The 26,149-nt window shown below is 64.6% G+C and carries 23 protein-coding genes; 16 read left to right on the forward strand and 7 right to left on the reverse strand.

Annotated features, from left to right (window positions below; genetic code table 11):
* The first annotated feature begins 56 nt into the window (after positions 1-56).
* The 8 genes from BM279_RS11025 to BM279_RS11060 all read left to right on the forward strand — a co-directional run bounded on the left by BM279_RS11025 (position 57) and on the right by BM279_RS11060 (position 12,605).
* Positions 57-2,528 carry a penicillin acylase family protein gene (locus tag BM279_RS11025; protein ID WP_425272683.1) on the forward strand — a complete coding sequence of 824 codons (2,472 nt, stop codon included), beginning with the start codon at positions 57-59 and terminating at the stop codon, positions 2,526-2,528.
* A gap of 264 nt (positions 2,529-2,792) precedes the next feature.
* Complete coding sequence (locus tag BM279_RS11030; RefSeq protein WP_093503687.1) at positions 2,793-4,058, forward strand: NAD(P)/FAD-dependent oxidoreductase; 1,266 nt, start codon at positions 2,793-2,795, stop codon at positions 4,056-4,058.
* A complete protein-coding gene (locus BM279_RS11035) occupies positions 4,058-6,799 on the forward strand; it encodes a nitrate reductase (RefSeq protein WP_093503689.1) in 2,742 nt (913 codons plus the stop codon). Before BM279_RS11030 ends, BM279_RS11035 begins: the two co-directional genes overlap by 1 nt.
* Positions 6,800-6,837: 38 nt before the next feature.
* The gene (cobA, locus tag BM279_RS11040; protein ID WP_093503691.1) at positions 6,838-7,587 is read left to right on the forward strand and encodes a uroporphyrinogen-III C-methyltransferase; all 750 of its coding nucleotides are present in this window, start codon (positions 6,838-6,840) and stop codon (positions 7,585-7,587) included.
* A gap of 151 nt (positions 7,588-7,738) precedes the next feature.
* Positions 7,739-9,046, forward strand: a complete 1,308-nt coding sequence (locus tag BM279_RS11045) for a nitrate regulatory protein (protein ID WP_093503693.1) — start codon at positions 7,739-7,741, stop codon at positions 9,044-9,046.
* A 521-nt stretch (positions 9,047-9,567) separates the two neighbouring features.
* Positions 9,568-10,890, forward strand: a complete 1,323-nt coding sequence (locus BM279_RS11050) for a CmpA/NrtA family ABC transporter substrate-binding protein (RefSeq protein WP_093503695.1) — start codon at positions 9,568-9,570, stop codon at positions 10,888-10,890.
* Positions 10,891-10,903: 13 nt separating this feature from the next.
* Positions 10,904-11,749: a nitrate ABC transporter permease gene (ntrB, locus tag BM279_RS11055; RefSeq protein ID WP_093503697.1), complete on the forward strand. Its 846-nt coding sequence runs from the start codon at positions 10,904-10,906 to the stop codon at positions 11,747-11,749.
* A gap of 10 nt (positions 11,750-11,759) precedes the next feature.
* Complete coding sequence (locus BM279_RS11060; RefSeq protein ID WP_093503699.1) at positions 11,760-12,605, forward strand: ABC transporter ATP-binding protein; 846 nt, start codon at positions 11,760-11,762, stop codon at positions 12,603-12,605.
* Positions 12,606-12,617: 12 nt separating this feature from the next.
* On the opposite strand, the gene BM279_RS11065 is transcribed toward BM279_RS11060, so the two are convergent.
* Together BM279_RS11065 and dcd are read right to left on the reverse strand one after the other, a co-directional pair.
* A complete protein-coding gene (locus tag BM279_RS11065; protein WP_093503701.1) occupies positions 12,618-12,845 on the reverse strand; it encodes a hypothetical protein in 228 nt (75 codons plus the stop codon).
* Positions 12,846-13,118: 273 nt separating this feature from the next.
* A complete protein-coding gene (dcd, locus tag BM279_RS11070; protein WP_013792448.1) occupies positions 13,119-13,685 on the reverse strand; it encodes a dCTP deaminase in 567 nt (188 codons plus the stop codon).
* A 326-nt stretch (positions 13,686-14,011) separates the two neighbouring features.
* Here dcd and BM279_RS11075 point away from each other — a divergent pair, with 326 nt between their 5' ends.
* Entirely contained in the window at positions 14,012-14,221 is a 210-nt protein-coding gene (locus BM279_RS11075; RefSeq protein WP_003245585.1) for a cold-shock protein, read from the forward strand.
* A 94-nt stretch (positions 14,222-14,315) separates the two neighbouring features.
* On the opposite strand, the gene apbC is transcribed toward BM279_RS11075, so the two are convergent.
* Positions 14,316-15,410: an iron-sulfur cluster carrier protein ApbC gene (gene apbC / locus BM279_RS11080; RefSeq protein ID WP_093503703.1), complete on the reverse strand. Its 1,095-nt coding sequence runs from the start codon at positions 15,408-15,410 to the stop codon at positions 14,316-14,318.
* 94 nt (positions 15,411-15,504) lie between these two features.
* A complete protein-coding gene (locus BM279_RS11085; protein WP_093503705.1) occupies positions 15,505-16,197 on the reverse strand; it encodes a YiaD family glycine zipper/OmpA-like lipoprotein in 693 nt (230 codons plus the stop codon).
* Positions 16,198-16,350: 153 nt separating this feature from the next.
* Between BM279_RS11085 and metG the strand changes: the two genes are divergently transcribed.
* The 5 genes from metG to BM279_RS11110 all read left to right on the forward strand — a co-directional run bounded on the left by metG (position 16,351) and on the right by BM279_RS11110 (position 21,650).
* Entirely contained in the window at positions 16,351-18,384 is a 2,034-nt protein-coding gene (metG, locus tag BM279_RS11090; protein WP_093503707.1) for a methionine--tRNA ligase, read from the forward strand.
* A gap of 242 nt (positions 18,385-18,626) precedes the next feature.
* Positions 18,627-19,427, forward strand: a complete 801-nt coding sequence (locus BM279_RS11095; RefSeq protein ID WP_093503709.1) for a DUF4349 domain-containing protein — start codon at positions 18,627-18,629, stop codon at positions 19,425-19,427.
* A gap of 153 nt (positions 19,428-19,580) precedes the next feature.
* Complete coding sequence (locus tag BM279_RS23675; protein ID WP_093504262.1) at positions 19,581-20,696, forward strand: RnfABCDGE type electron transport complex subunit B; 1,116 nt, start codon at positions 19,581-19,583, stop codon at positions 20,694-20,696.
* Between the two features lie 28 nt (positions 20,697-20,724).
* Positions 20,725-21,363, forward strand: coding sequence for an endonuclease III (gene nth / locus BM279_RS11105; protein WP_093503711.1), 639 nt, complete (start codon positions 20,725-20,727; stop codon positions 21,361-21,363).
* A gap of 107 nt (positions 21,364-21,470) precedes the next feature.
* A complete protein-coding gene (locus BM279_RS11110; protein WP_013792455.1) occupies positions 21,471-21,650 on the forward strand; it encodes a PA3496 family putative envelope integrity protein in 180 nt (59 codons plus the stop codon).
* 83 nt (positions 21,651-21,733) lie between these two features.
* Here the strand turns inward: BM279_RS11110 and trxB are convergent, their stop codons facing one another.
* Positions 21,734-22,681, reverse strand: coding sequence for a thioredoxin-disulfide reductase (gene trxB, locus BM279_RS11115; RefSeq protein ID WP_425272679.1), 948 nt, complete (start codon positions 22,679-22,681; stop codon positions 21,734-21,736).
* A gap of 229 nt (positions 22,682-22,910) precedes the next feature.
* Between trxB and cysZ the strand changes: the two genes are divergently transcribed.
* On the forward strand, positions 22,911-23,678 hold the full coding sequence (gene cysZ, locus BM279_RS11120; protein WP_093503713.1) for a sulfate transporter CysZ: 768 nt from the start codon (positions 22,911-22,913) through the stop codon (positions 23,676-23,678).
* Between the two features lie 39 nt (positions 23,679-23,717).
* Positions 23,718-24,923, forward strand: coding sequence for a glycosyltransferase family 4 protein (locus BM279_RS11125; RefSeq protein ID WP_093503715.1), 1,206 nt, complete (start codon positions 23,718-23,720; stop codon positions 24,921-24,923).
* Between the two features lie 39 nt (positions 24,924-24,962).
* Here the strand turns inward: BM279_RS11125 and BM279_RS11130 are convergent, their stop codons facing one another.
* Both BM279_RS11130 and BM279_RS11135 read right to left on the reverse strand, forming a co-directional pair.
* A complete protein-coding gene (locus tag BM279_RS11130; RefSeq protein WP_013792459.1) occupies positions 24,963-25,445 on the reverse strand; it encodes a glutathione peroxidase in 483 nt (160 codons plus the stop codon).
* Between the two features lie 137 nt (positions 25,446-25,582).
* Positions 25,583-26,068 (reverse strand): FKBP-type peptidyl-prolyl cis-trans isomerase, encoded by a 486-nt coding sequence (locus BM279_RS11135; RefSeq protein ID WP_070887949.1) that lies wholly within the window; start codon positions 26,066-26,068, stop codon positions 25,583-25,585.
* Between the last annotated feature and the right edge of the window lie 81 nt (positions 26,069-26,149).

Here is a 26,149-nt window from a genome sequence, read left to right on the forward strand (position 1 = left end):
TGCCGCGCGCTTTCCGCCCTCTCGCCACCCTGAGCCTCGCCGGCCTCGTCACCGGCATGGTCGCGCTGAGCGGTTGCCAATCCCTGCTCGACAGCCGTTATCGCAGCAGCGTGGCACCCGATCAGGGCTCCTTTCGCGTGCAGGGCCTGGCGCAGACCGCTTCGGTGCGCCATAACCCGCTCGGCATGCCGCTGATCGAGACCCACACTTTCCACGACGCCCTGTTCACCCTGGGTTACGTGCATGCCAGCGATCGCCTCAGCCAGATGGTCAGCCTGCGCCTGATGGCCGAGGGGCGTCTGGCGGAAATGGCCGGCCCCGGCGCCCTGGAAATGGACCGGTTCATGCGCGCGGTGAACCTCAAGAAGAGCGCCGAGGTGCTCTACAAGAATGCCTCGCCACGCATGAAGGCGTTTTTCGAGGTCTACGCCCGCGGTGTCAACGCCTACCTGTTCCGTTATCGCGACAAGCTGCCGATGGATCTGGCCGAAGCCGGCTATCGCCCGCCGTACTGGAAGCCGGAAGACTCGGTGCTGGTGTTCTGCCTGCTCAACTTCGGCCTGTCGGTGAACCTGCAGGAAGAAATCGCCGCCCTGAGCCTGACCCAGAAGGTCGGCGCCGACAAACTCGCCTGGCTGCTGCCGACCTACCCGGACGAGCCGCTGCCGTTCGAGGAGGCCGACAAGCTCAAGGGCCTGAACCTGGGCGGCAGCATCCCCGGCCTGCAGGCGGTGAAGAGCGCCGCCGCCCAGGTGTCCGAACAGCACATGCTCGGCGTCGCCGCCTCGAACAACTGGGCCATCGGCCCGTCGCGCAGCCGCAGCGGCAAGAGCCTCTTGGCCAACGACATGCATCTGCCGATCGAGCTGCCTTCGGTATGGAGCTTCGTGCAGATCCGCGCGCCGAAATTCCAGGCCTCGGGTGTCACGGTCGCGGGCATTCCCGCGGTGGTCGCCGGCTTCAACGGCAAGCTCGCCTGGGGCATGACCATGGTCATGGGCGACAACCAGGACCTGTTCCTCGAGCAGGTCAAGCGCGAAGGCAACCGCCTGCTGTACCTCGCCGACGGCAAATGGCAGCCAGCCGTGCAGCGCCAGGAAACCTTCTTCATCAAGGGCCAGAAACCGATCCGCGAAGCTATCTACGAGACCCGCCACGGCCCGCTGCTCAACAGCGTGCTGGGCGAGCGTAAGCACCCCATGCAACCCCTGCAGATCCAGAGCGGCTATGGCCTGGCGCTACAGACCGCGCAGTTCGAGAACGACGCCAGCCTGGACGCCTTCTTCGATCTGTCCCGCGCCCAGTCGGTCGAGCAGGCCTTCGAGGCGACCCGGGAAATCCGCGCCATGCCGCTGAACCTGGTATTCGCCGATGCCGAACATATCGGCTGGCAGGTCACCGGGCGCTTCCCCAACCGCCGCGAAGGTCAGGGCCTGGTGCCCTCGCCGGGTTGGGACAGCCGCTACGAATGGGACGGTTTCGCCGACCCGATGCTCCACCCTTACGATCAGGACCCGCAGCAGGGTTGGCTTGGTAGCGCCAACCAGCGCAGCGTGCCGCGCGGCTACGGCATGCAGCTGTCCAATTCCTGGTACGGGCCGGAGCGCTATGAGCGCATCGCCCAGCTGGCCGGCAGCGGCCGTCATGACACGCAAAGCATGATCGCCATGCAGTACGACCAGACCTCGCCTTTCGTGGCCAAGCTGCAGGGCATGTTCGAAGCCCCGCACATGGCCGGTCCGCTGCGCCAGGCCATCGACCGCCTGCCCGAGCCACAGCGCGGCAAGGCCCGCGAAGCCTTTAGCCGGCTGATGGCCTTCGACGGCAAGCTCTCGGCCACCTCGGCCGATGCCGCCATCTATGGCGCCTTCCTGCAGCAGAGCGCCCGGGAAATCTTCCTCGACGAACTGGGCTCGGAAACCTCGCCGGCCTGGCAGGCGCTGGTGGGCACCGCCAACCTGTCCTACTCGGCCCAGGCCGACCACCTGCTCGGCCGCGACGACAGCCCGTTCTGGGATGACGTGCGTACCGCGCAGAAGGAAGACAAACCGGCGATCCTGGCGCGCAGCCTGGCGGCCAGCATCGAGCTGCTCGAACAGCGCCTGGGCGCCGACCGCAGTGCCTGGCAGTGGGGCAAGCTACACACCTACGAGTGGCGCAGCGGCAGCACGCAGATGGCGCCGTACCTGAGCGCCGGCCAGCGCGCCAGCATCGCCTCGCTCAAGGGCTATCTGGACCGCGGCCCCTACCCCGCCGGTGGCGACCACAGCACCCTGAACGTCTCGGCCTACAACTGGGGCCAGGATTTCGATACCTGGCTGATCCCCAGCATGCGCATGATCGTCGACTTCGGCCGCGAGGAGCCGATGATCGGCCTCAACAGCACCGGGCAGTCGGGCAACCCGGCCAGCCCGCACTATGCCGACGGCATCGACGCCTGGCGTCGCGCCCAGTACGTGAGCTTCCCGATGCTGCAGCAGAACCTGGAGAAGACCTACGGCAGCAAACGCCTGCTGCTGACGCCCTGACGCACAGCAGCGGTGCGCCGCGCACCAATAAAAGTCAGCAGGTGCTGCTTCGATTAGAGCAGCGCTTCACGAATGGCCCGTTCCGGCGGGCTCTGACGAGTTGGCACAGTCTCTGCTCTGGATCTTCCAGACATAGCGCGTGCCGGCCATCGGTACACGCCCCGAAGCGAATCGGGACCGGACAAAGGCGTCCTTGCACTCACGGTGCAGGACGCCTTTTTTTCGGCCCCACGTTGGCCCGGGTCAGCTCAACGGAGGTCGCGGATGAAACGCTTGAAACTGGTGATGATCGGCAACGGTATGGCCGGCGTGCGCACGCTCGAAGAGCTGCTGAAGATCGCCCCCGATCTCTACGACATCACCGTGTTCGGCGCCGAGCCGCACCCCAACTACAACCGCATCCTGCTCTCGCCGGTACTGGCCGGTGAGCAGACCTTCGACGACATCGTGCTCAACGACCTCGCCTGGTACGCCGACCACGGCATCGGGCTGCGCCTGGGTCGCAAGGTGCTGGAGATCGACCGCGTCCGCCGCCAGGTGATCGCTGATGACGGCAGCCGCGCCGCGTACGACCGCCTGCTGATCGCCACCGGCTCGCGGCCGTTCATGCTGCCGATCCCCGGCAACACGCTGGACGGCGTAATCGGCTACCGCGACATCGCCGACACCCGCCTTATGCTCGACAGCGCCAGCCGGCACCGCCGAGCGGTGGTGATCGGCGGCGGCCTGCTGGGCCTGGAAGCGGCCCACGGCCTCAAGCTGCGCGGCATGGAGGTCAGCGTGGTGCATAATGGCGCGACCCTGCTGGAGCGCCAGCTCGACGAGCGTGCCGGGCGCCTGCTGCAAGCCGCGCTGGAACGCCGCGGCCTGCACTTCGCCCTCGGTAAACAGACCAGCGAGCTGATCGGAGGCGCCACCGGCCGGGTCAGTACAGTACGCTTCAGCGATGGCCAGAGCCTGCCGGCCGACCTGGTGGTGATGGCCGCCGGCATTCGTCCCAATATCGAACTGGCCCAGCGCGCCGGCCTGCCGTGCGCACGCGGCATCCTGGTCGACGACACCCTGCAGAGCTTCGACCCACGCGTCTACGCGGTGGGCGAATGCGTCAGCCACCGCGGCGTCGCCTACGGCCTGGTGGCGCCGTTGTTCGAGCAGGCCCGCGTGTGCGCCAGCCACCTGGCCATGCAGGGCTATCGTCGCTACCTTGGCTCGCTGACCTCCACCAAGCTCAAGGTCACCGGCATTGAGCTGTTTTCCGCCGGGGATTTCGCCGGTGACCCGGGTACCCAGAGCATCACCCTGGACGACCCGACTACCGGCAGCTACCGCAAGCTGGTGCTGAAGAACGACGTGCTGGTCGGTGCCTGCCTGTACGGCGATACCGCTGATGGCGCCTGGTACCTGCAACTGATCCGCGAAGGCCGCAATGTGGCCGCCATCCGCGACCAGCTGATGTTCGGCGAAGCGGCCGCAGCAAGCCAGGCACCGACCGTGACTGCCGAACCGCTGCTCTTGCAGGGAGCAGCCTGATGAACGACCGCGCCACACAGACCACCGCCTCGACCTGCTGCTACTGCGGCGTCGGCTGCGGCGTGCTGATCGAGCACGACGGCGAGCGCATTCTCGGCGTTGCCGGCGACCCGGCGCACCCGGCCAACTTCGGCAAGCTGTGCAGCAAGGGCGCTTCGCTGCACCTGACCGGCGACCTCGCCGCCCGCGCCTTGTACCCCGAGCTGCGCCTCGTCAAAGGCCTGGGCCGCACTCGCACGGACTGGGACAGCGCCCTGGATCACGCCGCCGAGCGATTCGCCGAGACCATCCGCGAGCACGGCCCGGACAGCGTCGCCTTCTACATTTCCGGGCAGTTGCTGACCGAGGACTACTACGCCTTCAACAAGCTGGCCCGCGCCCTGGTCGGTACCAACAACATCGACAGCAACTCGCGCCTGTGCATGTCCTCGGCGGTGGTCGGCTACAAGCGCAGCCTGGGCGCCGACGCGCCGCCCTGCTCCTACGAAGACATCGAAGAAGCCGACACCCTGCTGATCATCGGCAGCAACATGGCCTATGCCCACCCGATCCTGTTTCGTCGCCTGGAAGCCGCCAAGGCCGGTAACACGCAGATGAAGGTCATCGTCGTCGACCCGCGGCGCACCGACACTTGCGAGCTGGCCGATCTGCACCTGGCCATCGCCCCTGGTAGCGATGTAGCGCTGCTGCACGGCGTGTTGCACCTGCTGCTGGAACAAGGGCGGATCGACCACATCTTCATCGAAGCGCATACCGAAGGCTTCGAGGCGCTGCAAAGCCTGGTTGCCGAATACGGACCCGCGCGCGTCACCGAGCTGTGCGCGATCAGCGAGGCGCAACTGCGCCGCTGCGCCGACTGGATCGGCCGCTCGCCGCGCTTTCTGTCGTTGTGGTGCATGGGCGTCAACCAATCCACTGCCGGCACCACGAAGAATGCCGCGATCATCAACCTGCATCTGGCCACCGGGCAGATCGGCAAGGTCGGCAGCGGCCCCTTCTCGCTGACCGGCCAACCCAATGCCATGGGCGGACGGGAGACCGGCAGCCTGTCCAACCTGCTGCCCGGCCACCGCGAGGTCGCCAACCCCGAGCACCGCGCCGAGGTCGCCGCCTACTGGGGCGTCGACCAGTTGCCGGAAGCGCCGGGGCTCAGCGCCATCGAGCTGTTCGAGGCCGTCGGCAGCGGCAGGATCAAGGCGCTGTGGATCGCCTGCACCAACCCGGCCCAGTCGATGCCCGACCAGCACAAGATTCATCAGGCCCTGCGCGACTGCCCGTTCGTGGTGGTGCAGGAGGCCTTCGCTACCACCGAAACCTGCCGCTTCGCCGACCTGCTGCTGCCCGCTACCAGCTGGGGCGAGAAGGAAGGCACGGTGACCAACTCCGAGCGCCGCATCAGCCGCGTGCGCCGTGCCGTGCCGGCACCTGGCGAAGCGCGAGCGGATTGGTCGATCACCTGCGACTTCGCCCGGCGCCTGGAAGCAAGGCTGCCTGGCGTAGCGCCCGGCCACTTCGCCTTCCAAACCGCCGAGCAATTGTTCGAGGAATACAAGGTGCTCACCCGCCGGCGCGACCTGGACCTCAGCGGGCTCGGCTATGGCCTGCTGGAAGCCCGTGGTCCGCAGCAATGGCCGTTTCCAGAAGACGCCGAGCACGGCACGCCGCGCCTCTACGGCGATGGTCGCTTCACGAGCGCCAGCGGCCGTGCACGCTTTATCGCCGAGGCCTATCAACCGCCCAGGGAACGCCGCGACGAGCGCTATCCACTGACGCTCAATACCGGTCGGCTGCGCGATCAATGGCACGGCATGAGCCGCACCGGTACTGCTGCGCGACTGTTCGCCCATGTCGAGGAACCGCTACTGGGCCTGCATCCCCAAGACATGGCGCAGCGGCAGCTGCTGGACGGCGCGCTGGTTGAGGTCCGTAGCCGCCGTGGCACGTTGGTCGTGCGGGTGCAGACCGATGCCAGCCTGCAACCAGGCCAGGCATTCCTGCCCATGCATTGGGGCGACCGTTTTCTCAAGGGCCTGGGCATCAACGCCCTGACCTTGCCGGCATTCGATGCGCTGTCCAAACAACCCGAGCTCAAGCACGCCGGCATCGAGGTGCAGGCCATTGACCTGCCCTGGACCCTCGAGGCGCTGATCGAAGGTGACGTACAGCAGCGCCTGGAGGCCCTGCGCCCGCTGTGCGAAAGCTTCGCCCATGCCAGCTTCGGCCTGGTCGGCCGCGAGACGCCGGCGCTGGTGTTGCGCGCCGCCCATCATCAGGCTCCCGCGGCGGACCTGCTCGACCAGTTGCACGAGTGCCTGGGCCTGAGCGATGGCCCGGTGATGCGCTACGACGACCCACGCGATGAAAGGGGCTGCATTCCCATTCACAAACGGGTACGCCTCGAAGAAGGCCGCCTGACCGGCTATTGCCTGAGCGGCGAAACCCGCGCGCGCAACTGGCTGCGTGAACTGTGGCAGAACCAGACCTCGCTGGACGATGACACCGGCCGCGCCCTGCGGCGCTGGCTGCTGGCACCGCTGGAGTCGCCGCCCGGGCAGACCACGACCCGCACCGGCAAAACCCTGTGCACCTGCATGAACGTCAGCGAGGCAGCCATCCGCGAAGGCATCGAACGCGGCTGCGACCTCAACGCACTGAAACAGAATCTTGGCTGCGGCACGCAGTGCGGCTCCTGCGTCCCGGAAATCAAACGCCTGCTGGCGCTACAGACCCTCGAAGCCTGACGCAGATCAGGTCGACCCGAACCATGAGGATTACCGTCATGAACCCAAGCGTATGGCTGATCGGCGCCGGCCCCGGCGACCCGGAACTGCTCACCCTCAAGGCGGTGCGCGCCCTCGGTCTGGCCGACGTGGTGCTGATCGACGACCTGGTCAATCCGCAGGTCCTGGAGCACTGCCCCGGCGCCCGGGTGATTCGCGTCGGCAAGCGCGGCGGCTGCCGCTCGACGCCCCAGGCCTTCATCCACCGCCTGATGCTGCGCTATGCCCGCCAGGGCAAGGTGGTGGCACGCCTCAAGGGCGGCGACCCGTGCATCTTCGGCCGTGGCGGCGAAGAGGCCGATTGGCTGGCCGCGCGCGGCGTGCAGTGCGAGATCGTCAATGGCATTACCTCCGGTCTCGCCGCAGCGACGCGTTGCGGTATCTCCCTGACCCTGCGCGGCGTGGCCCGCGGGGTGACGCTGGTCACCGCCCACACTCAGGACGGCAGCTCGCCCAATTGGCAGGCGCTGGCCCACAGTGGTACGACATTGGTGGTGTACATGGGCATCGCCACCCTGGCCGACACCCGCCAGCACCTGTTGGATGCCGGCATGGCCGCGCACACCGCCGTGGCGATGATCGAAAACGCTTCGCTGCCCGATCAGCGCGAATGCCGCAGCACTTTGCTGGCGATGGCCAACGACGCCCAGGCCTTCGAGCTGAAAAGCCCGGCCATCCTGGTGATCGGCGACGTAGTCGGCGCCGCCACCATCCTGGCCGCCGAACAATTGCAGGTGCACAGCGCCTGAAATCAATACAGCGATAAGCACGGCTGCATCCTCGGGGCGCCCTGGGGCCCGTTGTAGTGCATCGCTGCCTGCCCGCCTGGCTGCACCGCGCCAGAACTGGACTGTTATTTGCACCGCTGTGGTTCAACACTGCGACCAACAAGACGTTCCCATGCCTGATCACAAGATGCCCCCCACCCTGCGTTTCATGCTGGCCGCCCGCCGCTGCGAGCTGCACGGCCTGGAGAGCCTGTCCGTCACCTGCGAGCTGGTCACCCGGATCAGCCAACTGGTGCACCAGTTGCAGAAGGAGCGCGGCTACTCGAACGTCTACCTGGGCAACCGGACGGATCACTACCTGCACCAACTTGATGCGCACAGTGCAGGCTCTGCCGCCGTAGAGCGCGAGGTGCACGATTGTTTTCTATCCATGGACACCGCCCAGGCCAATGCCGCCGACCGCGCCCGACTGTTCAACCGCATCGCCTACGTGCTCCATGGCCTCGAAGAGTTGCCCGGGCTGCGTCGGCGCATCCGCGAGCGGCAGTTGTCCCCAAGGCAGGCGACCCAGGCCTTCACCCGCCTGATCGGTGGGCTGCTGGCGGTGGTTTTCGAGGCGGCCGACACCGCTGCCGACCCCAGCATCACCCGCGTGCTGGTGGCGCTGTTCAACTTCATGCAGGGCAAGGAACTCGCCGGCCAGGAACGCGCAGCCGGCGTCGAAGGGTTTTCCCGTGGGCATTTCGACGATGAATTGCAGGCCCGCCTGCTGCACCTGCAGGAAGGCCAGGAGCGCTGCGTCGACATCTTCGGCGAATTCGCCGACGCCGAGGCCAATGCCCTGTGGCAGCAGATTCTCGACACCGACACGGTTGCCCAGGTGATCAGCCTGCGCGGGGTCGCCAAGCGCACCTCGGCCATCGCCCAGGTGGATCCGGGTTTGTGCGAGCTGTGGTTCGACCTCAACACCAGGCGCATCGACGCCATGAAACAGGTGGAAAGCCACCTGACCCAGTGCCTGCTCGAACGCTGCCGCCGCAGCATCGCCGAAGCCCATGCCGACCTGGACAACCATCGCGCCCTGCTCGGCCGCGTGGCGCAGATGGATGCCGGCAGCGACCAGGCGCTGCTGTTCAGCGTGCACAGCAGCACCCTCGACGTCCCGCCCCAGGACGCGGTGGGCAACCACCTGGCCCGCTCGGTACTGGACCTCCTGCACGAGCAGAATCAGCGCCTGCAGCAGGTCAGCGACGAACTGCAGGAAACCCGCGAAACCCTCAACGAGCGCAAGCTGATCGAGCGCGCCAAGAAGCTGTTGATGACCGACTACGGCTTGAGCGAAGACGCAGCCTACGCCCGCCTGCGTCAATCGGCCATGGAGCGCAGCATGCGCCTGGTCGACGTCGCCCAGAGCTTGCTCAGTTTTGCGGCGCGCAAGGCCCAGGAAAAGCCGCGTAGCGACAAGGGCAAGCGCATCTGAACAGGCTCCGCGTAACGCCCCGTTTAACCGTAGCCCGTGGGGCATACGCTGCGCCCTGGTAGCCCGGCGCTGAGCGTAGCGATGCCCGGGAAGGGGTTTGCGCCACAAAGCCAGCGCCAATTCGGAATCCATCCTGGGTATCGCTTCGCTCAACCGCAGGCTAAGGGTCACCCTCCCATGCACCTGTGCCGCGCACCGCAGGTGACCGACGCCCCGCAGCTGTGCGGCACCGCAAGTCAGCCCCCTCAAACGCCAGCTCGCCAAAGCGCCTCAGCACCGACTGAAAAGCCTTCCCACTCAACCAGTTAACTCCGCGAACGCCACCTCTGCGAGCCGATTGCAAGCCGGCAAGGCGTGGCGCCGGCGCTGCTGGCATGCAACCTGCTATATCCCAAGCGAGAGGGCAGGCTCTGCCCCTCCACAATCCGAATTCCTGGACAACGGCGTCCACACTCGATGCAGCCCAGCGCTGCCATGAGCGTGACGCCGTTTTTTTATGCGTGCTTTTTGGGGAGAACGAGATGGACGACACGCCACGCGCCGGCGACGAAAAAACCGGCCTGCCACGCCGCACCTTCCTCAAGCAGTCCATGGGGCTGCTCGGCGGCGGCGCCTTGATGAGCGTACTGCCGGCGGGCCTGAGCAGCGCGGTCTGGGCGGCGGGAACCGATGGCCTGGAAACCACCAAGGCCAAGCTCGGCTTCATCGCGCTCACCGATGCCGCACCGCTGTTCGTCGCCGAGGAGCTCGGGCTGTTCGCCAAGCACGGCATGACCGACGTCGAGGTGCTCAAGCAATCTTCCTGGGGCACCACCCGCGACAACCTGGTACTCGGTGCCGGCAGTGGCGGCATCGATGGCGCTCACATCCTCACGCCAATGCCTTACCTGATGGCCGCCGGCAAGATCACCACCAACAATACGCCGCTGCCGATGGTCCTGCTGGCGCGCCTGAACCTCAACGGCCAGGGCATCTCGATCAGCAAGGAATACCAGGACCTCAAACTCGGTACCGACGGCAGCGCCTTCAAACAGGCGATCGCCGCCAAGCAGGCCAAGGGCCAGAAGATCGCCGCGGCGATGACCTTCCCCGGCGGCACCCACGACCTGTGGCTGCGCTATTGGCTGGCCGCCGGCGGCATCGAGCCGAACAAGGATTTGCCGACCGTGGTCATCCCGCCACCGCAGATGGTCGCCAACATGAAGGTCGGCAGCATGGACGCCTTCTGCGTCGGCGAGCCATGGAACGCCCAGTTGATCAATCAGAACATCGGCTACAGCGCGGTGACCACCGGCGAGCTGTGGGCCAACCACCCGGAAAAGGCCCTGTCGCTGCGCGCCGACTACGTGAACGCCAACCCCAACGCGACCCGCGCCCTGCTCAAGGCGGTGATGGAGGCGCAGATATTCTGCGAAGCGGCGGCGAACAAGGAACAAGTCGCGGAAATCTGCGCCAAGCGTCGCTGGATCGGCGCGCCTGCCAAGGACCTGCTGGCGCGCCTGCAGGGCAACTTCGATTACGGCAACGGCCGCGTGGTGCAAAACAGCCCGCATCTGATGCGCTTCTGGAGCGAGTTCGCCTCCTATCCGTTCCAGAGCCACGACCTGTGGTTCCTCACCGAAAACAAGCGTTGGGGCTACCTGCCGAAGGATTTCGACAGCCAGGCGCTGATAGACCAGGTCAACCGCGAGGACATCTGGCGTCAGGCGGCGGCCGAGCTGGGCGTGCCCGCCGAGCAGATTCCTCAAGGCAAATCCCGCGGCGTCGAGACCTTCTTCGACGGCAAGACCTTCAACCCACAAAACCCGCAAGCCTATCTCGACAGCCTGACTCTCAAGGCCTAACCGGAGAAACGCCATGAATGCGCCCGTCAAATCCCTGGCCCTGCCGGCCGGCGTCGTCGCCCCCAGTTGGCTCAAACGTCTGTCGAAAACCCTGATGCAGTCGGTGCTGCCGCCGCTGGTGATCACCGCTGCACTGATGCTCATCTGGCAACTCTTGTGCAGCGGCGCCAATGCCGCCTTGCCGCCGCCGAGCCAGGTCATCGAAGACACCTGGGAGCTGATCGTCAATCCGTTCTACGACAACGGCGGCACCGATGTCGGCATGGCCTGGCAACTGCTCGCCAGCCTGGAGCGCGTGGCTTACGGCTATGCCCTGGCAGTGGTGGTCGGCGTAGCCCTCGGCGTGCTGGTCGGCCAGTCTACCTGGGCGATGCGCGGCCTCGATCCGCTGTTCCAGATCCTGCGCACCGTGCCGCCACTGGCCTGGCTGCCACTGTCACTGGCCGGTTTCAAGGACAGCCACCCTTCGGCGCTGTTCGTGATCTTCATCACCGCCATCTGGCCGATCATCATCAACACCTCGGTAGGCATCCGCAACATTCCCGAGGACTACCGCAACGTCGCCAAGGTGCTGCGCCTCAACGGCGTGGAGTACTTCCACAAGATCATGCTGCCAGCCGCCGCGCCGTACATCTTCTCCGGGCTGCGCATCGGTGTGGGCCTGTCGTGGCTGGCGATCATCGCCGCCGAGATGCTGATCGGCGGCGTGGGTATCGGCTTCTTCATCTGGGATGCGTGGAACGCCTCGCGCATCAGCGACATCATTCTCGCCCTGATCTACGTCGGCGTGGTCGGCTTCGTGCTCGACCGCCTGGTGCTGTTCGTCGGCAATCGCATCACCCGCGGCACATCGGCCTGAGGAGACAGACATGAGCAAGCACTACCTGAGCATCGAGCATGTGGAAAAGTACTTCGAGCGTGACGGCGTCACCTCCCACGTGCTGAACCAGATCAACCTCAACGTCGCGCGCGGCGAATACATCTCCATCATCGGCCACTCGGGCTGTGGCAAGTCGACGGTGCTCAACATCGTCGCCGGCCTGACCGACTCCAGCAGCGGTGCGGTGATTCTCGATGGTCGTGAGGTACGTGGCCCTGGCCCGGATCGCAGCCTGGTGTTCCAGAACCACTCGCTGCTGCCCTGGCTGACCGTGCAGGAAAACGTCGCCCTGGCCGTCGACAAGGTGTTCAAGCGCACCAAGAGCAAGGCCGAACGCCGTGACTGGACGCTGCATCATCTGGAGCTGGTGAGCATGGGCCACGCGTTGCACAAGCGGCCCAACGAGATTTCCGGGGGCATGAAGCAACGTGTCGGCATCGCCCGTGCGCTGGCCATGGAACCCAAGGTGCTGCTGCTCGACGAGCCCTTCGGCGCGCTGGACGCCCTGACCCGCGCGCACCTGCAGGACGAAGTGATGCGCATCCAGAGCGAACTGCATAACACGGTGATGATGATCACCCATGACGTCGACGAAGCCGTGCTGCTCTCCGACCGCATCGTGATGATGACCAACGGCCCATCGGCGACCATTGGCGAGATCCTCAGCATCGATCTGCCGCGGCCCCGCGACCGCATCGCCCTGGCCGATGATCCGCGCTACAACGCCTATCGCCACGCGGTACTGAGTTTTCTCCATGAAAAGCAGCGTAAGGTCGAACCGCTGCAACGGCGTAGCGCTGCGGCGCCGGCCGACGCGCAGCGCGCCCGGGCGTGAGGAGGTAAAAAATCAGTCCTTGGCGATACCGGTGATGGTGATGCCGTAGCGCTCTTCCAGGCGCACCGCCGGCGTCTGCTCCTCGTGGGGTTGCTCCTTGGGCTCAAGAGCTTCGAGATTCTCTTGTGCCCATTCGAGCACCCAGGCGACCGCCTGCTCCAGACTGGGCCTTTCCTTCGATTTCACCTTGAGGACTTCGGCGGCTTCGTCTCGGCTGTAGGTAATGATCCATTGGCTCATGGCGAGTCTCCAGCAGGTGGTGGCACGCCTGCGCGTGCCCTGATAGAGATGTAGACCTGTCGTCAGTAAACAGTTCGCCCTATAAATATCGGGGAACTTCACCGGCCATGGCTACTCAGAAATTACGCATCGATTGATTTCTCCGGGCGCATGAGGCGCCCATTTTTTTTGCCTGCGATTTACCGCTGCGTCCAGTATCGGCGCGTTTTCTGGGCAAAAAACAGGCATAAAAAAACCGGGCCGGGCCCGGTTCCTTTCACGCTGCAGCGACCATCAGGCCTTTGGCAGAGTGACGCCAGTCTGGCCCTGATACTTGCCGCCGCGGTCCTTGTAGGACACTTCGCACGCTTCGTCCGACTGCAGGAACAGCATCTGCGCCACGCCTTCGTTGGCGTAGATCTTCGCCGGCAGGTTGGTGGTGTTGGAGAATTCCAGGGTCACGTGGCCTTCCCATTCCGGCTCCAGCGGCGTGACGTTGACGATGATGCCGCAGCGCGCGTAGGTGCTCTTGCCCAGGCAGATGGTCAGCACGTCGCGAGGAATGCGGAAGAACTCCACGGTGCGCGCCAGGGCGAAGGAGTTCGGTGGAATGATGCACACGTCGCTCTTGATATCGACGAAACTCTTGGCGTCGAAATTCTTCGGGTCGACGATGGCCGAATGGATGTTGGTGAACACCTTGAATTCGTCCGCGCAGCGCACATCGTAGCCGTAGCTGGAAACCCCGTAGGAGATTACCCGGCTGTCGTCCGCGCCGCGCACCTGGCGCTCGACGTAAGGCTCGATCATGCCGTGTTCCTGGGCCATGCGGCGAATCCACTTGTCCGATTTGATGCTCATGGCGGGGCCGTCCTGAAGGTTTATGCGGTGAAAAGTGCACGCATCTTACCGGGCTGCAGGGCTGGGTTCAAAGCCTGTCGACGGCCCGCGGCGACGCCCTTGCGCAGGCGCCAATGCAAGTAAATCGCAGAAAGACTGACAGACCATTCGCACTTCGCGAAAAAAGCGGGTATGGTGATCCCACTGTGCTGCATGTGTCACCGCGAATCGCTACATGATGCCTAGATTTCGATCCAAACATCGTCCGACTCCTAGTACTCGTTGCACTCAGTCCCGGCCTGGTTCTATCCAGGGCTGTTAATTATTTAGTTCTTAGGAGACATCACATGTCCAATCGTCAGACTGGCACCGTTAAGTGGTTCAACGATGAAAAAGGCTACGGCTTCATCACCCCGCAATCCGGTGACGACCTGTTCGTACACTTCAAAGCTATCCAGAGCGATGGCTTCAAGAGCCTGAAAGAAGGCCAGCAAGTTTCCTTCGTGGCCACCCGTGGTCAGAAAGGCATGCAAGCTGAGGAAGTTCAGGTTATCTAACCTGCGCTTTCTGCAAAAGAACCCCGCCTAGGCGGGGTTTTTTTATGTCTGCATTTCATGCGACAGGTGCACCGTAGCGCGCCTGCGATGGCGATCAATCGTCGGCGATGACGATGTTCGGCATGCCCTGCGCGCTGTTGGCGCTGGTGTCGATGCGCGCACCGACCATGCGGGCGATCTGCTGGTAGAGCATGGCGATCTGACTTTCCGGGTCGGCGATGGCGGTCGGTTTGCCACCATCAGCCTGCAGGCGGATGGCCATCGACAAGGGCATCGAAGCCAGCAGATCGACACCGAATTGTGCCGCCAGCTTCTCGCCGCCGCCCTCGCCGAACAGGTGCTCGGCATGGCCGCAGTTCGAGCAGATGTGCACGGCCATGTTCTCCACTACACCAAGCACGGGAATGTTCACCTTGCGGAACATCTCCACGCCCTTCTTGGCATCGAGCAGCGCCAGATCCTGCGGCGTGGTGACGATCACCGCGCCCGCCACCGGCACCTTCTGGGCCAGGGTCAGGTGAATGTCACCGGTGCCCGGCGGCATATCGATGATCAGGTAATCGAGATCATTCCAGGCCGTCTGGGTAACCAACTGGATCAGCGCTCCGGAAACCATCGGGCCGCGCCACACCACCGGGGTATTGTCGTCGGTCAGAAAGGCCATCGACATCACCTGTACGCCGTGGGCTTCCAACGGCACGAACCATTTCTGTTCGCGCACCTGGGGCCGCGTGCCTTCGGCGATACCGAACATGATGCCCTGGCTGGGGCCGTAGATATCGGCATCGAGAATGCCCACCCGCGCGCCTTCGCGGGCCAACGCCAACGCCAGGTTGGCCGCAGTGGTGGACTTGCCCACGCCACCCTTGCCGGACGCCACGGCGATCACGTTCTTGACGTTGGCCAGCGCCGGCACCTGGGCCGGCGCCTTGTGAGCGGCGATCACGCAGCTCACCTCGACGCGAGCGCTACGCACGCCTTCGATGTTCTCGATGGCCAGCTGCAGCATCTGCGCCCAGCCCTGCTTGAATTGCGCTGCGGCGTAACCCAGTTCGAGCTGCACGCTGACCTGCCCGTCCTGCACGTCGATGCCACGCACGCAGCCGGCGCTGAGCGGATCCTGGTCGAGATGGGGGTCGGTGTACTTACGCAATACGGCTTCGACCGCAGCGCGGATATCAGCGCTCATGCTTGGCTCCGGAGATGGCAGAAAAGACGCCTATCCTACCCGAGCCGCACGCGCGATGCAGGCTGGCAACCGGCAGGCCGCCAGCCTGCGGGACTCACTGCACGGGCTGGCCCGGTAGCGGCTTGAGGTTGACCTCGACGCGGCGGTTCTGCGCGCGGCCTTCGGCGGAACCATTGTCGGCAATCGGATTGTCCGGACCGGCGCCGCGACTGGACAGGCGCGAGCCATCGATGCCCTGGGCAGTGAGATAGCTCGTCACGCTCTGCGCACGACGCTGTGACAGCGCCATGTTGTGCTCACGCGAGCCCGTGCTGTCGGTGTAGCCGACGATCTCGATGCTGTTGTTCTGGAACTGCTTGAACGACGTGGCCAGGTTGTTCAGCGGCGCATAGAAGCTCGGGGCGATCTCCGCCGAGTCTGTGGCGAAGGTGATATTGCCCGGCATGATCAGCTTAATGTCATCGCCCTGGCGCTGCACTTCCACGCCAGTGCCTTCCATGCTGCGGCGCAGCTCGGCTTCCTGGCGATCGGCGTAGTAGCCGTAGCCGGCACCGGCTGCGCCGGCCAGCACGGCGCCGATGGCCGCGCCCTTGCCCCGGTCGTTATGGCTGATCGCCGCACCGACCGCCGCACCTGCCAGAGCCGCTAGGCCGCCGTAGGTGGCGGTACGATGCCCGCTGCTGCTAGGCGCCCCGCCACCGGCATTGTCATAGGGGTTGCTGGAGGCGCAGCCAACCAGCACAGCCAGCGCCGTGGCGCAGGCGAGCGGACGTAGGATTGCACGCATGAGGTCATCTCCTGAGGTGCGGCGGGAAGTACCTGTTGGAACCCGCCCATGCCCGTAAATTCAAGCCCATCACCGTGAAATTTGCCCGCTGGCCGGAACGCGCCCGCTTACTTTATAGTGACCGACCACCTTCCAACCGATGACTGCCTGACAATGTCCCAAGCTCGCCAGATTCTCGTTACCAGCGCCCTTCCCTATGCCAACGGTTCGATCCACCTCGGCCATATGCTCGAGTACATTCAGACCGACATGTGGGTGCGTTTCCAGAAGCTGCGCGGCAACCAGGCCATCTACGTGTGCGCCGACGACGCCCACGGCTCGGCGATCATGCTGCGTGCGGAAAAGGAAGGCATCACCCCGGAGCAGCTGATCGACGGCGTCAAGGCCGAGCACAGCAGCGACTTCGCCGACTTCCTGGTGGACTTCGACAATTTCCATTCCACCCACTCGCCGGAAAACCGCGAACTGTCGGAGTCGATATACAAGGCGCTGCGCGACAATGGCCACATCGCCACGCGCTCGGTGACCCAGTATTTCGACCCGGAAAAGGGCATGTTCCTGGCCGACCGTTTCATCAAGGGCACCTGCCCGAAATGCGCGACGCCGGATCAGTACGGCGACAACTGCGAGAAATGCGGCGCCACCTACGAGCCCACCGAACTGAAAGACCCGCGCTCGGCGATTTCCGGCGCGGTGCCGGTGCTCAAGGACTCCAAGCACTTCTTCTTCAAGCTGCCGCAATTCCAGGACATGCTCCAGCAGTGGACGCGCAGCGGCACCCTGCAGGAGTCGGTGGCCAACAAGCTCGCCGAGTGGCTGGACGGTGGTCTGCACGAGTGGGACATCAGCCGTGATGCGCCCTACTTCGGTTTCGAGATTCCCGACGAGCCGGGCAAGTATTTCTACGTCTGGCTGGATGCCCCGATCGGCTACATGGCCAGCTTCAAGAACCTCTGCGCACGCCGGCCGGAGCTGGACTTCGACGCGTTCTGGAACAAGGATTCCAAGGCCGAGGTGTATCACTTCATCGGCAAGGACATCGTCAACTTCCACGCCCTGTTCTGGCCAGCCATGCTCGAAGGCGCCGGCTACCGCAAGCCGACCGCCATCAACGTACATGGCTACCTGACGGTCAATGGCCAGAAGATGTCCAAGTCACGCGGCACCTTCATCAAGGCGCGCACCTATCTGGATCATCTGAATCCCGAATACCTGCGTTACTACTACGCTGCCAAGCTGGGCCGCGGCGTCGATGACCTAGACCTGAACCTCGAGGACTTCATCCAGAAGGTCAACTCGGACCTGGTCGGCAAGGTTGTCAACATCGCCAGCCGCTGCGCCGGCTTCATCCACAAGGGCAACGCCGGCGTGCTGGTCGCTGCCAATCCAGAGCCGGAGCTGTGGAACGCTTTCCAGAGCGCCGCGCCAGGCATCGCCGAAGCCTACGAGAGCCGCGACTTCGCCCGCGCCATGCGCGAGATCATGGCCCTGGCCGACCGCGCCAACGCCTGGATTGCCGACAAGGCGCCCTGGTCGCTGGCCAAGCAGGACAGCAAGGCCGACGAGGTGCAGGCGATCTGCGCCCTGGGCGTCAACCTGTTCCGCCAGCTGGTGATCTTCCTCAAGCCGGTGCTGCCGAACCTGGCGCGCGATGCCGAAGCGTTCCTCAACGTCGCACCGCTGACCTGGGCCGACCTGGCCACGCCACTGGCCGATCACCCGCTCAACCCCTTCACCCCACTGCTCGCGCGCATCGAGCCGGCCAAGGTCGAGGCCATGGTCGAAGCGTCCAAGGAAGACCTGGCTGCCGCCGAAGCCCCCAAAGGTAATGGCGAGCTGAAGAAGGACCCGCTGGCCGCTGAAATCACCTTCGACGCCTTTGCCGCCGTCGACCTGCGAATCGCGCTGATCGAGAAATGCGAGTTCGTCGAAGGCGCCGACAAGCTGCTGCGCCTGACCCTGGATATTGGTGACGAGAAGCGCAACGTGTTTTCCGGCATCAAGAGCGCCTACCCGGACCCGAGCAAGCTCGAAGGCCGCCTGACCCTGTACGTGGCCAACCTGGCCGCGCGCAAGATGAAGTTCGGCGTCTCCGAAGGCATGGTGCTGGCTGCCGGCCCTGGCGGCGAGGAAATCTACCTGCTCAGCCCGGACAGCGGCGCCAAGCCGGGCCAGCGGGTCAAGTAAATAATCATCGCCTACCCCCGGCTCTCATCACCCAGAGCCGGGAGCTGGTAATCAAGTGATAAGCGGCCGTTTGGCGGCCAATTGTGGGAACGGGTGGGGACGCCTAGTTCACGCCCGCGATTTCGCGCGCATGGCGCGCTCCCACGAAAGCAGGTCGATGTCCGCTATCGTCCCTTTGCTGGCGAACATACGCGCTGGAAAGCCATGCGCGAAAGATCGCGAACTGTTTCCGAGGTGCAGGGATGCTTTTCTCTAAATCCCGCTTTCTGACCACCGCTCTAGCCCTGCTGGCCCTGGTCGGCTGCTCGCCGTCTGGTGACGGTCGCGCACCGGCCGGCGCTGCGCTGCTTGGCGAAACGGCACAGCAAGGCGCCTTTCTCGCCTACGAACACAGCGTCGGTATCCGCCTGCCGGTCGAGCAGGTCGAGCCGCGCCTGGCTGCCGTGCGTGAAGCGTGCAGCAGCCAGCGCTTCGGCCAGTGTGATCTGCTGGGCATCGAGCAGAGCCAGGGCGCTTACCAGGCCGCCAGCATTACCGTGCGCATCGTCCCAGCCGGCGTCGAGCCCATGGTCGGCTTTGCGGGCGACGGCGGTGAGTTGCAAAGTCGGCATACGCGCGCCGAAGACCTCGCCCAGGCGGTCAGCGATACCGAGCAGCAACGCCAGCGCCTGGAACGCCAGCGCAAGACGCTACTGCAGTACCAGGCCCGCACCGATCTGAGTGTCAGCGACATGCTCGCCCTGGCCCGCGAGTTGGCCGATGTGGAAGTGCAACTGGCCGGCAACGCCCAGCAATCGGCGCAGCAACAACGGCGATTGACCACCAATCTGCTGACCCTGAGTTTCAGCACCGACGGCGAGCCGGTCGGGCGCCTGGCGCGTATCGGTGCTGCCGCCAGCGGCATGCTCGACAACGCCACCGAGGGCGCCACCGAAGCCATCCGCCTGCTCGGCTACGGCATTCCCTTCGTCATCATCCTGTTCCCGCTCGCCCTGCTGGTCCGCTGGCTGTGGCGCAAGGCCAGCCGCGTTCGCAAAGCCTGACCCGTCGCCGTGCCCTGTACCGGGCGCGGCGCATGCCGGATAATGGCCGGCTCACGCTTGCACCAGACCTGCTCCGCCGATGATCGACTTTCCCCACATCGCCTGTTCGTACCGTCATGGCTCGCGCCTATGCCGTCGAGCCTGGGTGCGCCCATGAGCAATGCGCAGCGGATCGCTGCCATCGACGCCCTGCTGCCACAAACGCAATGCGGCAAGTGCGGGCACCCCGGCTGCCTGCCCTACGCTGAAGGCATCGCTGCGGGTGAGGCGATCAACAAGTGCCCACCCGGCGGCATGGCGACCATCCATGCCCTCGCCGACCTGTTGCAGGTGCCCGAGCTGCCGCTGGCCTTGCCTGCCACGCCGGCCCAGGTGGCGGTGATTCGCGAGGCCGAGTGCATCGGCTGTACCAAATGCATCCAGGCCTGCCCGGTGGACGCCATCGTCGGCGCCGCCAAGCTGATGCACACGGTGATCGGCGACGAATGCACGGGCTGCGAGCTGTGCATCGCCCCCTGTCCGGTGGACTGCATCGACCTGATCACCCTGGCGCCAGCCGAAGCCGAGGTACAACGCGCCCATGCTGACCAGTTCCGCGCTCGTCACCAGCATCGCCAGGCCCGCCTGGCACGCAACGATGCCCGCCGTCGCGCGGCTCGCCCGGTACGCCCCGCACAGGTGGAAACGCCCGTCCAACAATCGGCCGCTACGCCCTCGCTGAAGCAGGCGAAGATCGATGCCGCCATGAGCCGCGCCCGGTGGCAGAAAGCCCAAAAGGCCTTTGGTGACTCGCCCAGTGATGACCAGCGCCAGCAACTCGCGGCGCTGCAACAGGCTGCCGAGCGCGATCAGCAGCGCCTCGCCGAGCTGCAGGCGACGCCCGCACAGGACGCGCCAAGCCCAGGCGAGCAGGCGCTCAAACAAGCCAAGATCGACCTGGCCGGCCACCGCATGGCCCTGAAGGCCGCCGAGCGCCGAGGCCTCGACGAACAGGCCTTGGCGCCATTGCGCAGTGCCTATGCCGCTGCCCAGGAGGCTCTGCACCTGGCTGAAGAACGCTGCGGCAAGCCCGCACCTGCCCGTGTGCTGGTCGACAAGGCTGGGCTCGGCGCACCGCTGCGCCAGTTGAAGACCGACCTGGCCTACGCTCGCGCCGAACTCAGCAAATTGCAGCGCAGTGAGCCGGCTGACAGCACCAAGATACGCGATGCCCAAGCGCGCCTGGCAGAGGCAGAACGCCGCCTGCAGGCGCACAACAGCGCCAGTTAGAGCGCCACGACAGACCTGATGCCCGACCATGAACGCCACCAAACGCCTTGAAATCTTCCGCCGCCTGCACGAAGACAACCCCGAGCCCAAGACCGAGCTGGCCTACAGCACGCCCTTCGAGCTGCTGGTGGCGGTAACGCTATCGGCTCAGGCTACCGACGTCAGCGTCAACAAGGCCACGGCCAAGCTGTTTCCGGTGGCCAATACGCCAGAGGCCATCTACGCCCTGGGTGTAGAAGGGCTGAGCGAATACATCAAGACCATCGGCCTGTACAACAGCAAGGCCAAGAACGTCATCGAGGCCTGCCGCATTCTTATCGAAAAACACGGCAGCCAGGTGCCGGACAATCGCGAGGACCTTGAAGCCCTGCCCGGCGTCGGTCGCAAGACCGCCAACGTGGTGCTCAACACCGCCTTTCGCCAACTGGCCATGGCCGTGGATACGCACATTTTCCGGGTCAGCAACCGCACCGGCATCGCCCCTGGCAAGAACGTCGTGGAGGTCGAGAAGAAGCTGCTCAAGTTCGTGCCCAGGGATTATCTGCTCGACGCCCACCACTGGCTGATCCTGCATGGCCGCTACGTGTGCCAGGCGCGCAAGCCGCGCTGTGGCAGCTGCCGTATCGAAGACCTGTGCGAATACAAGCAGAAGACGTCGGACGATTGATGCTTCATAGCTTTCTGATATGAGTTGATTGAAAAAATCTTTTTTACTCCCTTCACGTTTGCCCTTATAAGGTCGGCAAATGGCCCCTGTAGCCGGGAGTGAAGCGCATGAGCAACGGCAAAGAAGACCTGGAACTGGACGACGACTTCGTCAGCGACGAAACGGACAGCAGCGAAGCCCCGGTGGAAGTGGCGAAAACCAACCTCACTAAGCGACGCATCATCGACAATTTCCTCGAGGAGCGACGCCTGCACAAGCAGCTGGCCGAGTACGATTTCGATCTGTAAACCGGTCACCAGCGGCGAGACATGAAAAAATGCCCGTATCCATGGATACGGGCATTTTTCGTTGCGCGACTCGCACCGGACATTTACAGCCCGTCGAGAAAACGCTCCACATCCAGCGCCGCCATGCAACCGGCACCTGCCGAGGTGATGGCTTGGCGGTAAACGCTGTCGGCCACATCGCCAGCAGCGAACACACCCCGCATGGTGGTCGCCGTGGCATTGCCATCACGCCCACCATTGACCTGCAGATAACCGTCCTTGAGCGCCAGTTGCCCTTCGAACAACGCGGTATTGGGCGTATGGCCGATGGCCACGAACAGGCCATCCACGGCCAGATCGCGTGTACCGCCATCCTGCTCGCGAATGCGTACGCCGGTAACGCCCGAGTCGTCGCCCAGTACCTCGTCCACCTCGGCATTCAGCGCCAGCACGATACGCCCTTCGGCCACCCGCGCCTGCAGCTTGTTCTGCAGGATCTTCTCGGCGCGGAACGCGCCACGGCGGTGAATCAGGGTCACGCGGCTGGCGATGTTGGCCAGATAAAGCGCCTCTTCAACTGCGGTATTGCCGCCACCGACCACCGCCACTTCACGGTTGCGGTAGAAGAAGCCGTCACAGGTGGCGCACGCCGAGACGCCCTTGCCCATGAAGGCAGTCTCACTCGGCAAGCCCAAATAGCGGGCACTGGCCCCGGTAGCGATGATCAGCGCATCGCAGGTGTAGGAAATACTGTCGCCTACCAGGGTGAAGGGACGCGCGGCCAGGTCCACGGCCTGGATATGGTCGAAGACGATCTCCGTCTCGAAGCGCTCGGCGTGGGCCTGCATGCGCTGCATCAGCTCCGGACCGGTCAGGCCATGGGCGTCGCCTGGCCAGTTGTCCACTTCAGTGGTGGTGGTCAGTTGCCCGCCGGCCTGCAGGCCGGTGATCAGCAGCGGCTTGAGATTGGCCCGCGCGGCGTAGACCGCCGCGCTATAGCCAGCCGGGCCGGAACCGAGAATGATGACGCGGGCGTGTCGGGTACTCGACATCAGAGACTCCTCACAGCGCAGTGCTGCAAAAAAAGCCGCCACCGGCCGCAAGCGGTCGGACATCGGCGGCTGAACAAGGGACGCGAGCAGACTAGACCGCGCGCCCTGCGCCATGGAAATGTGCTTTGCCAATCTCCGGGATAGCCGCGCGCTATCGCCCTGCCCGGCTTTCACCCACGCCACAAAATGGGTAAGGTCGCGCCACGATCACTTGTTGGAGACAACCCTGATGCGCGCTCCCGTGCTGTCCGGCCCGCAATACCTGGGCGAAGGCCTGAAGCTGGTCATGAGCCCCGGCCTGCGGCTGTTCGTGCTGTTGCCGCTGGCGATCAACCTGATCCTGTTCAGCCTGATGATCGGCTTTGCCGTGCAGCAGTTCAGCGGCTGGGTGGATACATTCATGCCGTCGCTGCCGAGCTGGCTGAGCTTTCTGCAGTACCTCCTCTGGCCCCTGTTCGTGGTGCTGGTCATTCTCATGGTGTTCTTCACCTTCACCATGGTGGCCAATATCGTCGCGGCGCCCTTCAACGGCTTTCTCGCCGAGAAGGTCGAGGTGGTGGTGCGCGGCCAGGACAACTTCCCGCCGTTCAGCTGGGGCGAGCTGATCGCCATGGTGCCGCGTACCCTGGGCCGCGAGGGGCGCAAGCTGGCGTATTTCCTGCCACGGGCCCTGGGCCTCTTGATCCTGTCGTTCATTCCGGTGGTCAACCTGGTCGCGGCGCCGCTGTGGCTGCTGTTCGGCGTGTGGATGATGGCCATCCAGTACATCGACTACCCCGCCGACAACAACAAGGTCAGCTGGCAGGACATGCTCGCCTGGCTGCGCGAGAAGCGCTGGCAGTCCCTGGGTTTTGGCGGCATCACCTACGCTGCGCTGCTGGTGCCCTTCGTCAACATCCTGATGATGCCGGCTGCGGTGGCGGGCGCGACCCTCTTCTGGGTGCGCGAAGGTGGGGTGAGTTCAGGAACGGTCGCTGTCACGCAAACGCCACGCTGATGTCACAAACGCTACATGACAGCAGCACAGACTGCTGTCATGAGCACTCCCCCGCTATTCATCGCCCTGGTCAGCGAGACCTACAGCCCGGAAATCAACGGCGTAGCCAATACCCTTAGCCATCTGGTCAAAGGCCTGCGTGCCCGCGGCCATCGCCTGCAGTTGATCCGCCCACGCCAACACCAGGACGCCCCCGCTGCCAATGACGACGACCTGCTGCTGACCCGCGGCTGGCCGCTGCCCGGCTACCGCGGCCTGCAGTGGGGGCAGTCGGCGCGCCACAAGCTGCTGCGCCTGTGGCGACGCCAGCGCCCTGATGTGCTGTATATCGCCACCGAAGGGCCGTTGGGCCTTTCAGCTCTACGTGCCGCGCGGCGTCTACAGATACCGGTGATCAGCGGCTTTCACACCAACTTCCAGCAGTATACCGGGCATTACGGCATCACCCTTTTAACCCGCCTGCTGACCAATTACCTGCGCTGGTTTCACAACGCCTCACGCATGACCCTGGTGCCCAGCCTCAGCCAGCGCTGCGAGCTGCAACGTCGCGGCTTCGAGCGCCTGGAACTGCTCGCCCGCGGCGTGGATGCCTGGCTGTTCAACCCGGCGCGACGCAGCGATGAACTGCGCCGCACCTGGGGCCTGGGCGAGCAGGACATCGCCGTGCTGCATGTCGGCCGGCTGGCCGCCGAGAAGAACCTGGATCTGCTGGTCACCACCTTCCAGGCGTTGCAGCGCCAATCTGCCGGCAAGCGCCTGCGACTGGTGGTGGTCGGTGACGGGCCACTGCGTGAAAGCCTGCACAAGCAGCTGCCGGATGCGCTGTTCTGCGGCATCCAACGCGGCGAGGCGCTGGCGCAGCATTACGCCAGCGGCGACATCTTTCTGTTTCCGAGCCTCTCGGAAACCTTTGGCAACGTGCTGCTCGAAGCCATGGCCTCGGGGCTTGGCGTGGTCGCCTTCGATCAGGCCGCCGCTGCCCAGCATGTCGAGGATGGCCACAACGGCATGCTGGCCAGCGTCGATGATGAACGCACTTTCATCGACGCGGCCGGCTGGCTACTGGAGAACGGCGAGAACCTGCGTCGGGTGCGCCTCAACGCCCGTCAGCACGCGGCCAGACAAGGCTGGTCGAGTATCGTCGAACAGTTCGAACAGCACCTGTACACCGCGCAGCTGGATAGCAGCGTGCCTAAGGCTGGCCGCAAGCCAACCCTGGCGATCGAGAGCAAACGCGCGAATTGAGACCGGGAAGATGACGGGCCGCAGGCCGCGGCCCGAGAGTCAGGCCAGGGCCTTCTCGATGGCCTGGATCAGCGCCGGATCATCCGGCGCGGTGCGCGGCGAGAAACGCGCGAGCACACGGCCATCCTGGCCCACCAGAAACTTCTCGAAATTCCAGGTGATGTCGCCGGGAAACTCCGCGCCCTCACCGGCCAGCAAGCGATACAGCGGATGACGACCGCTGCCGTTGACCTCCAGTTTGCTGCTCAGCGGAAAGGTCACGCCGTAGTTCAGGCTGCAGAACTGGGCGATGGCCGCCTCGTCATCCGGCTCCTGCCCGGCGAACTGGTTGCAGGGCACGCCCAGCACGCTGAACCCTTGGGCGGCGTAGGTCTGCTGCAAGCGTTCGAGACCGGCATATTGCGGCGTGAGGCCGCATTTGGAGGCGACATTGACCACCAGCACCACCTTGCCCTTGAGCGGAGCCAGCGGCAGCTCCTGGCCGTCTAATGCGTGCAGTGTCAGGTCGTGGAAGGCGCTCATGATGGGTGCTCCGGGTAAAGCGAGGCAGTGAAGATAAAACTAAAAAGGCGCCTGAAAAGGCGCCTTTTCATGACTGCAGCTTAGCAGTCACTCATGACCATCTGCCAGCAGCGACCGATTCGCTGCCGACATACGGATCAGTGGTGATGACCACCTTCGCCATGGATGTGACCATGGGCGATTTCTTCCTGGCTGGCGTCGCGCACGTTGACGACCTTGACCGCGAAATTCAGGCGCTGGCCGGCCAGCGGGTGGTTGCCGTCGACGATCACGTCATCGCCTTCCAGCTCGCGGATGGTGACGATCTGCATGCCGCCGTCCGGGCCGGAGGCGTGGAACTGCATGCCGACTTCCAGCTCGTCGACGCCTTCGAACATCGAGCGGTTCAGGGTGGCAACCAGTTCGGCGCTGTATTCGCCGTAGGCTTCTTCCGGCTCGACGGCAACCTTGACTTCGTCACCGGCCTGCTTGCCGACCAGGGCCTTCTCGAGACCGACGATGATGTTGCCGGCACCGTGCAGGTAAACCAGCGGCGCGCCGCCAGCGGAACTATCGATCACCTCACCGGCATCGTTGGTCAGGGTATAGTCGATGGAAACGGCCTTGTTGGCGGCGATCTGCATGGGGCGAACCTTTTGCTCGAGGAAAATGAACGTGTAAGTGTAACCAACGGCGGTGGCGAAAGCGACCCAAGCCCAGACGGG

It is taken from the genome of Phytopseudomonas straminea, from assembly GCF_900112645.1.
In the GTDB taxonomy this organism is placed as follows: domain Bacteria; phylum Pseudomonadota; class Gammaproteobacteria; order Pseudomonadales; family Pseudomonadaceae; genus Aquipseudomonas; species Aquipseudomonas straminea.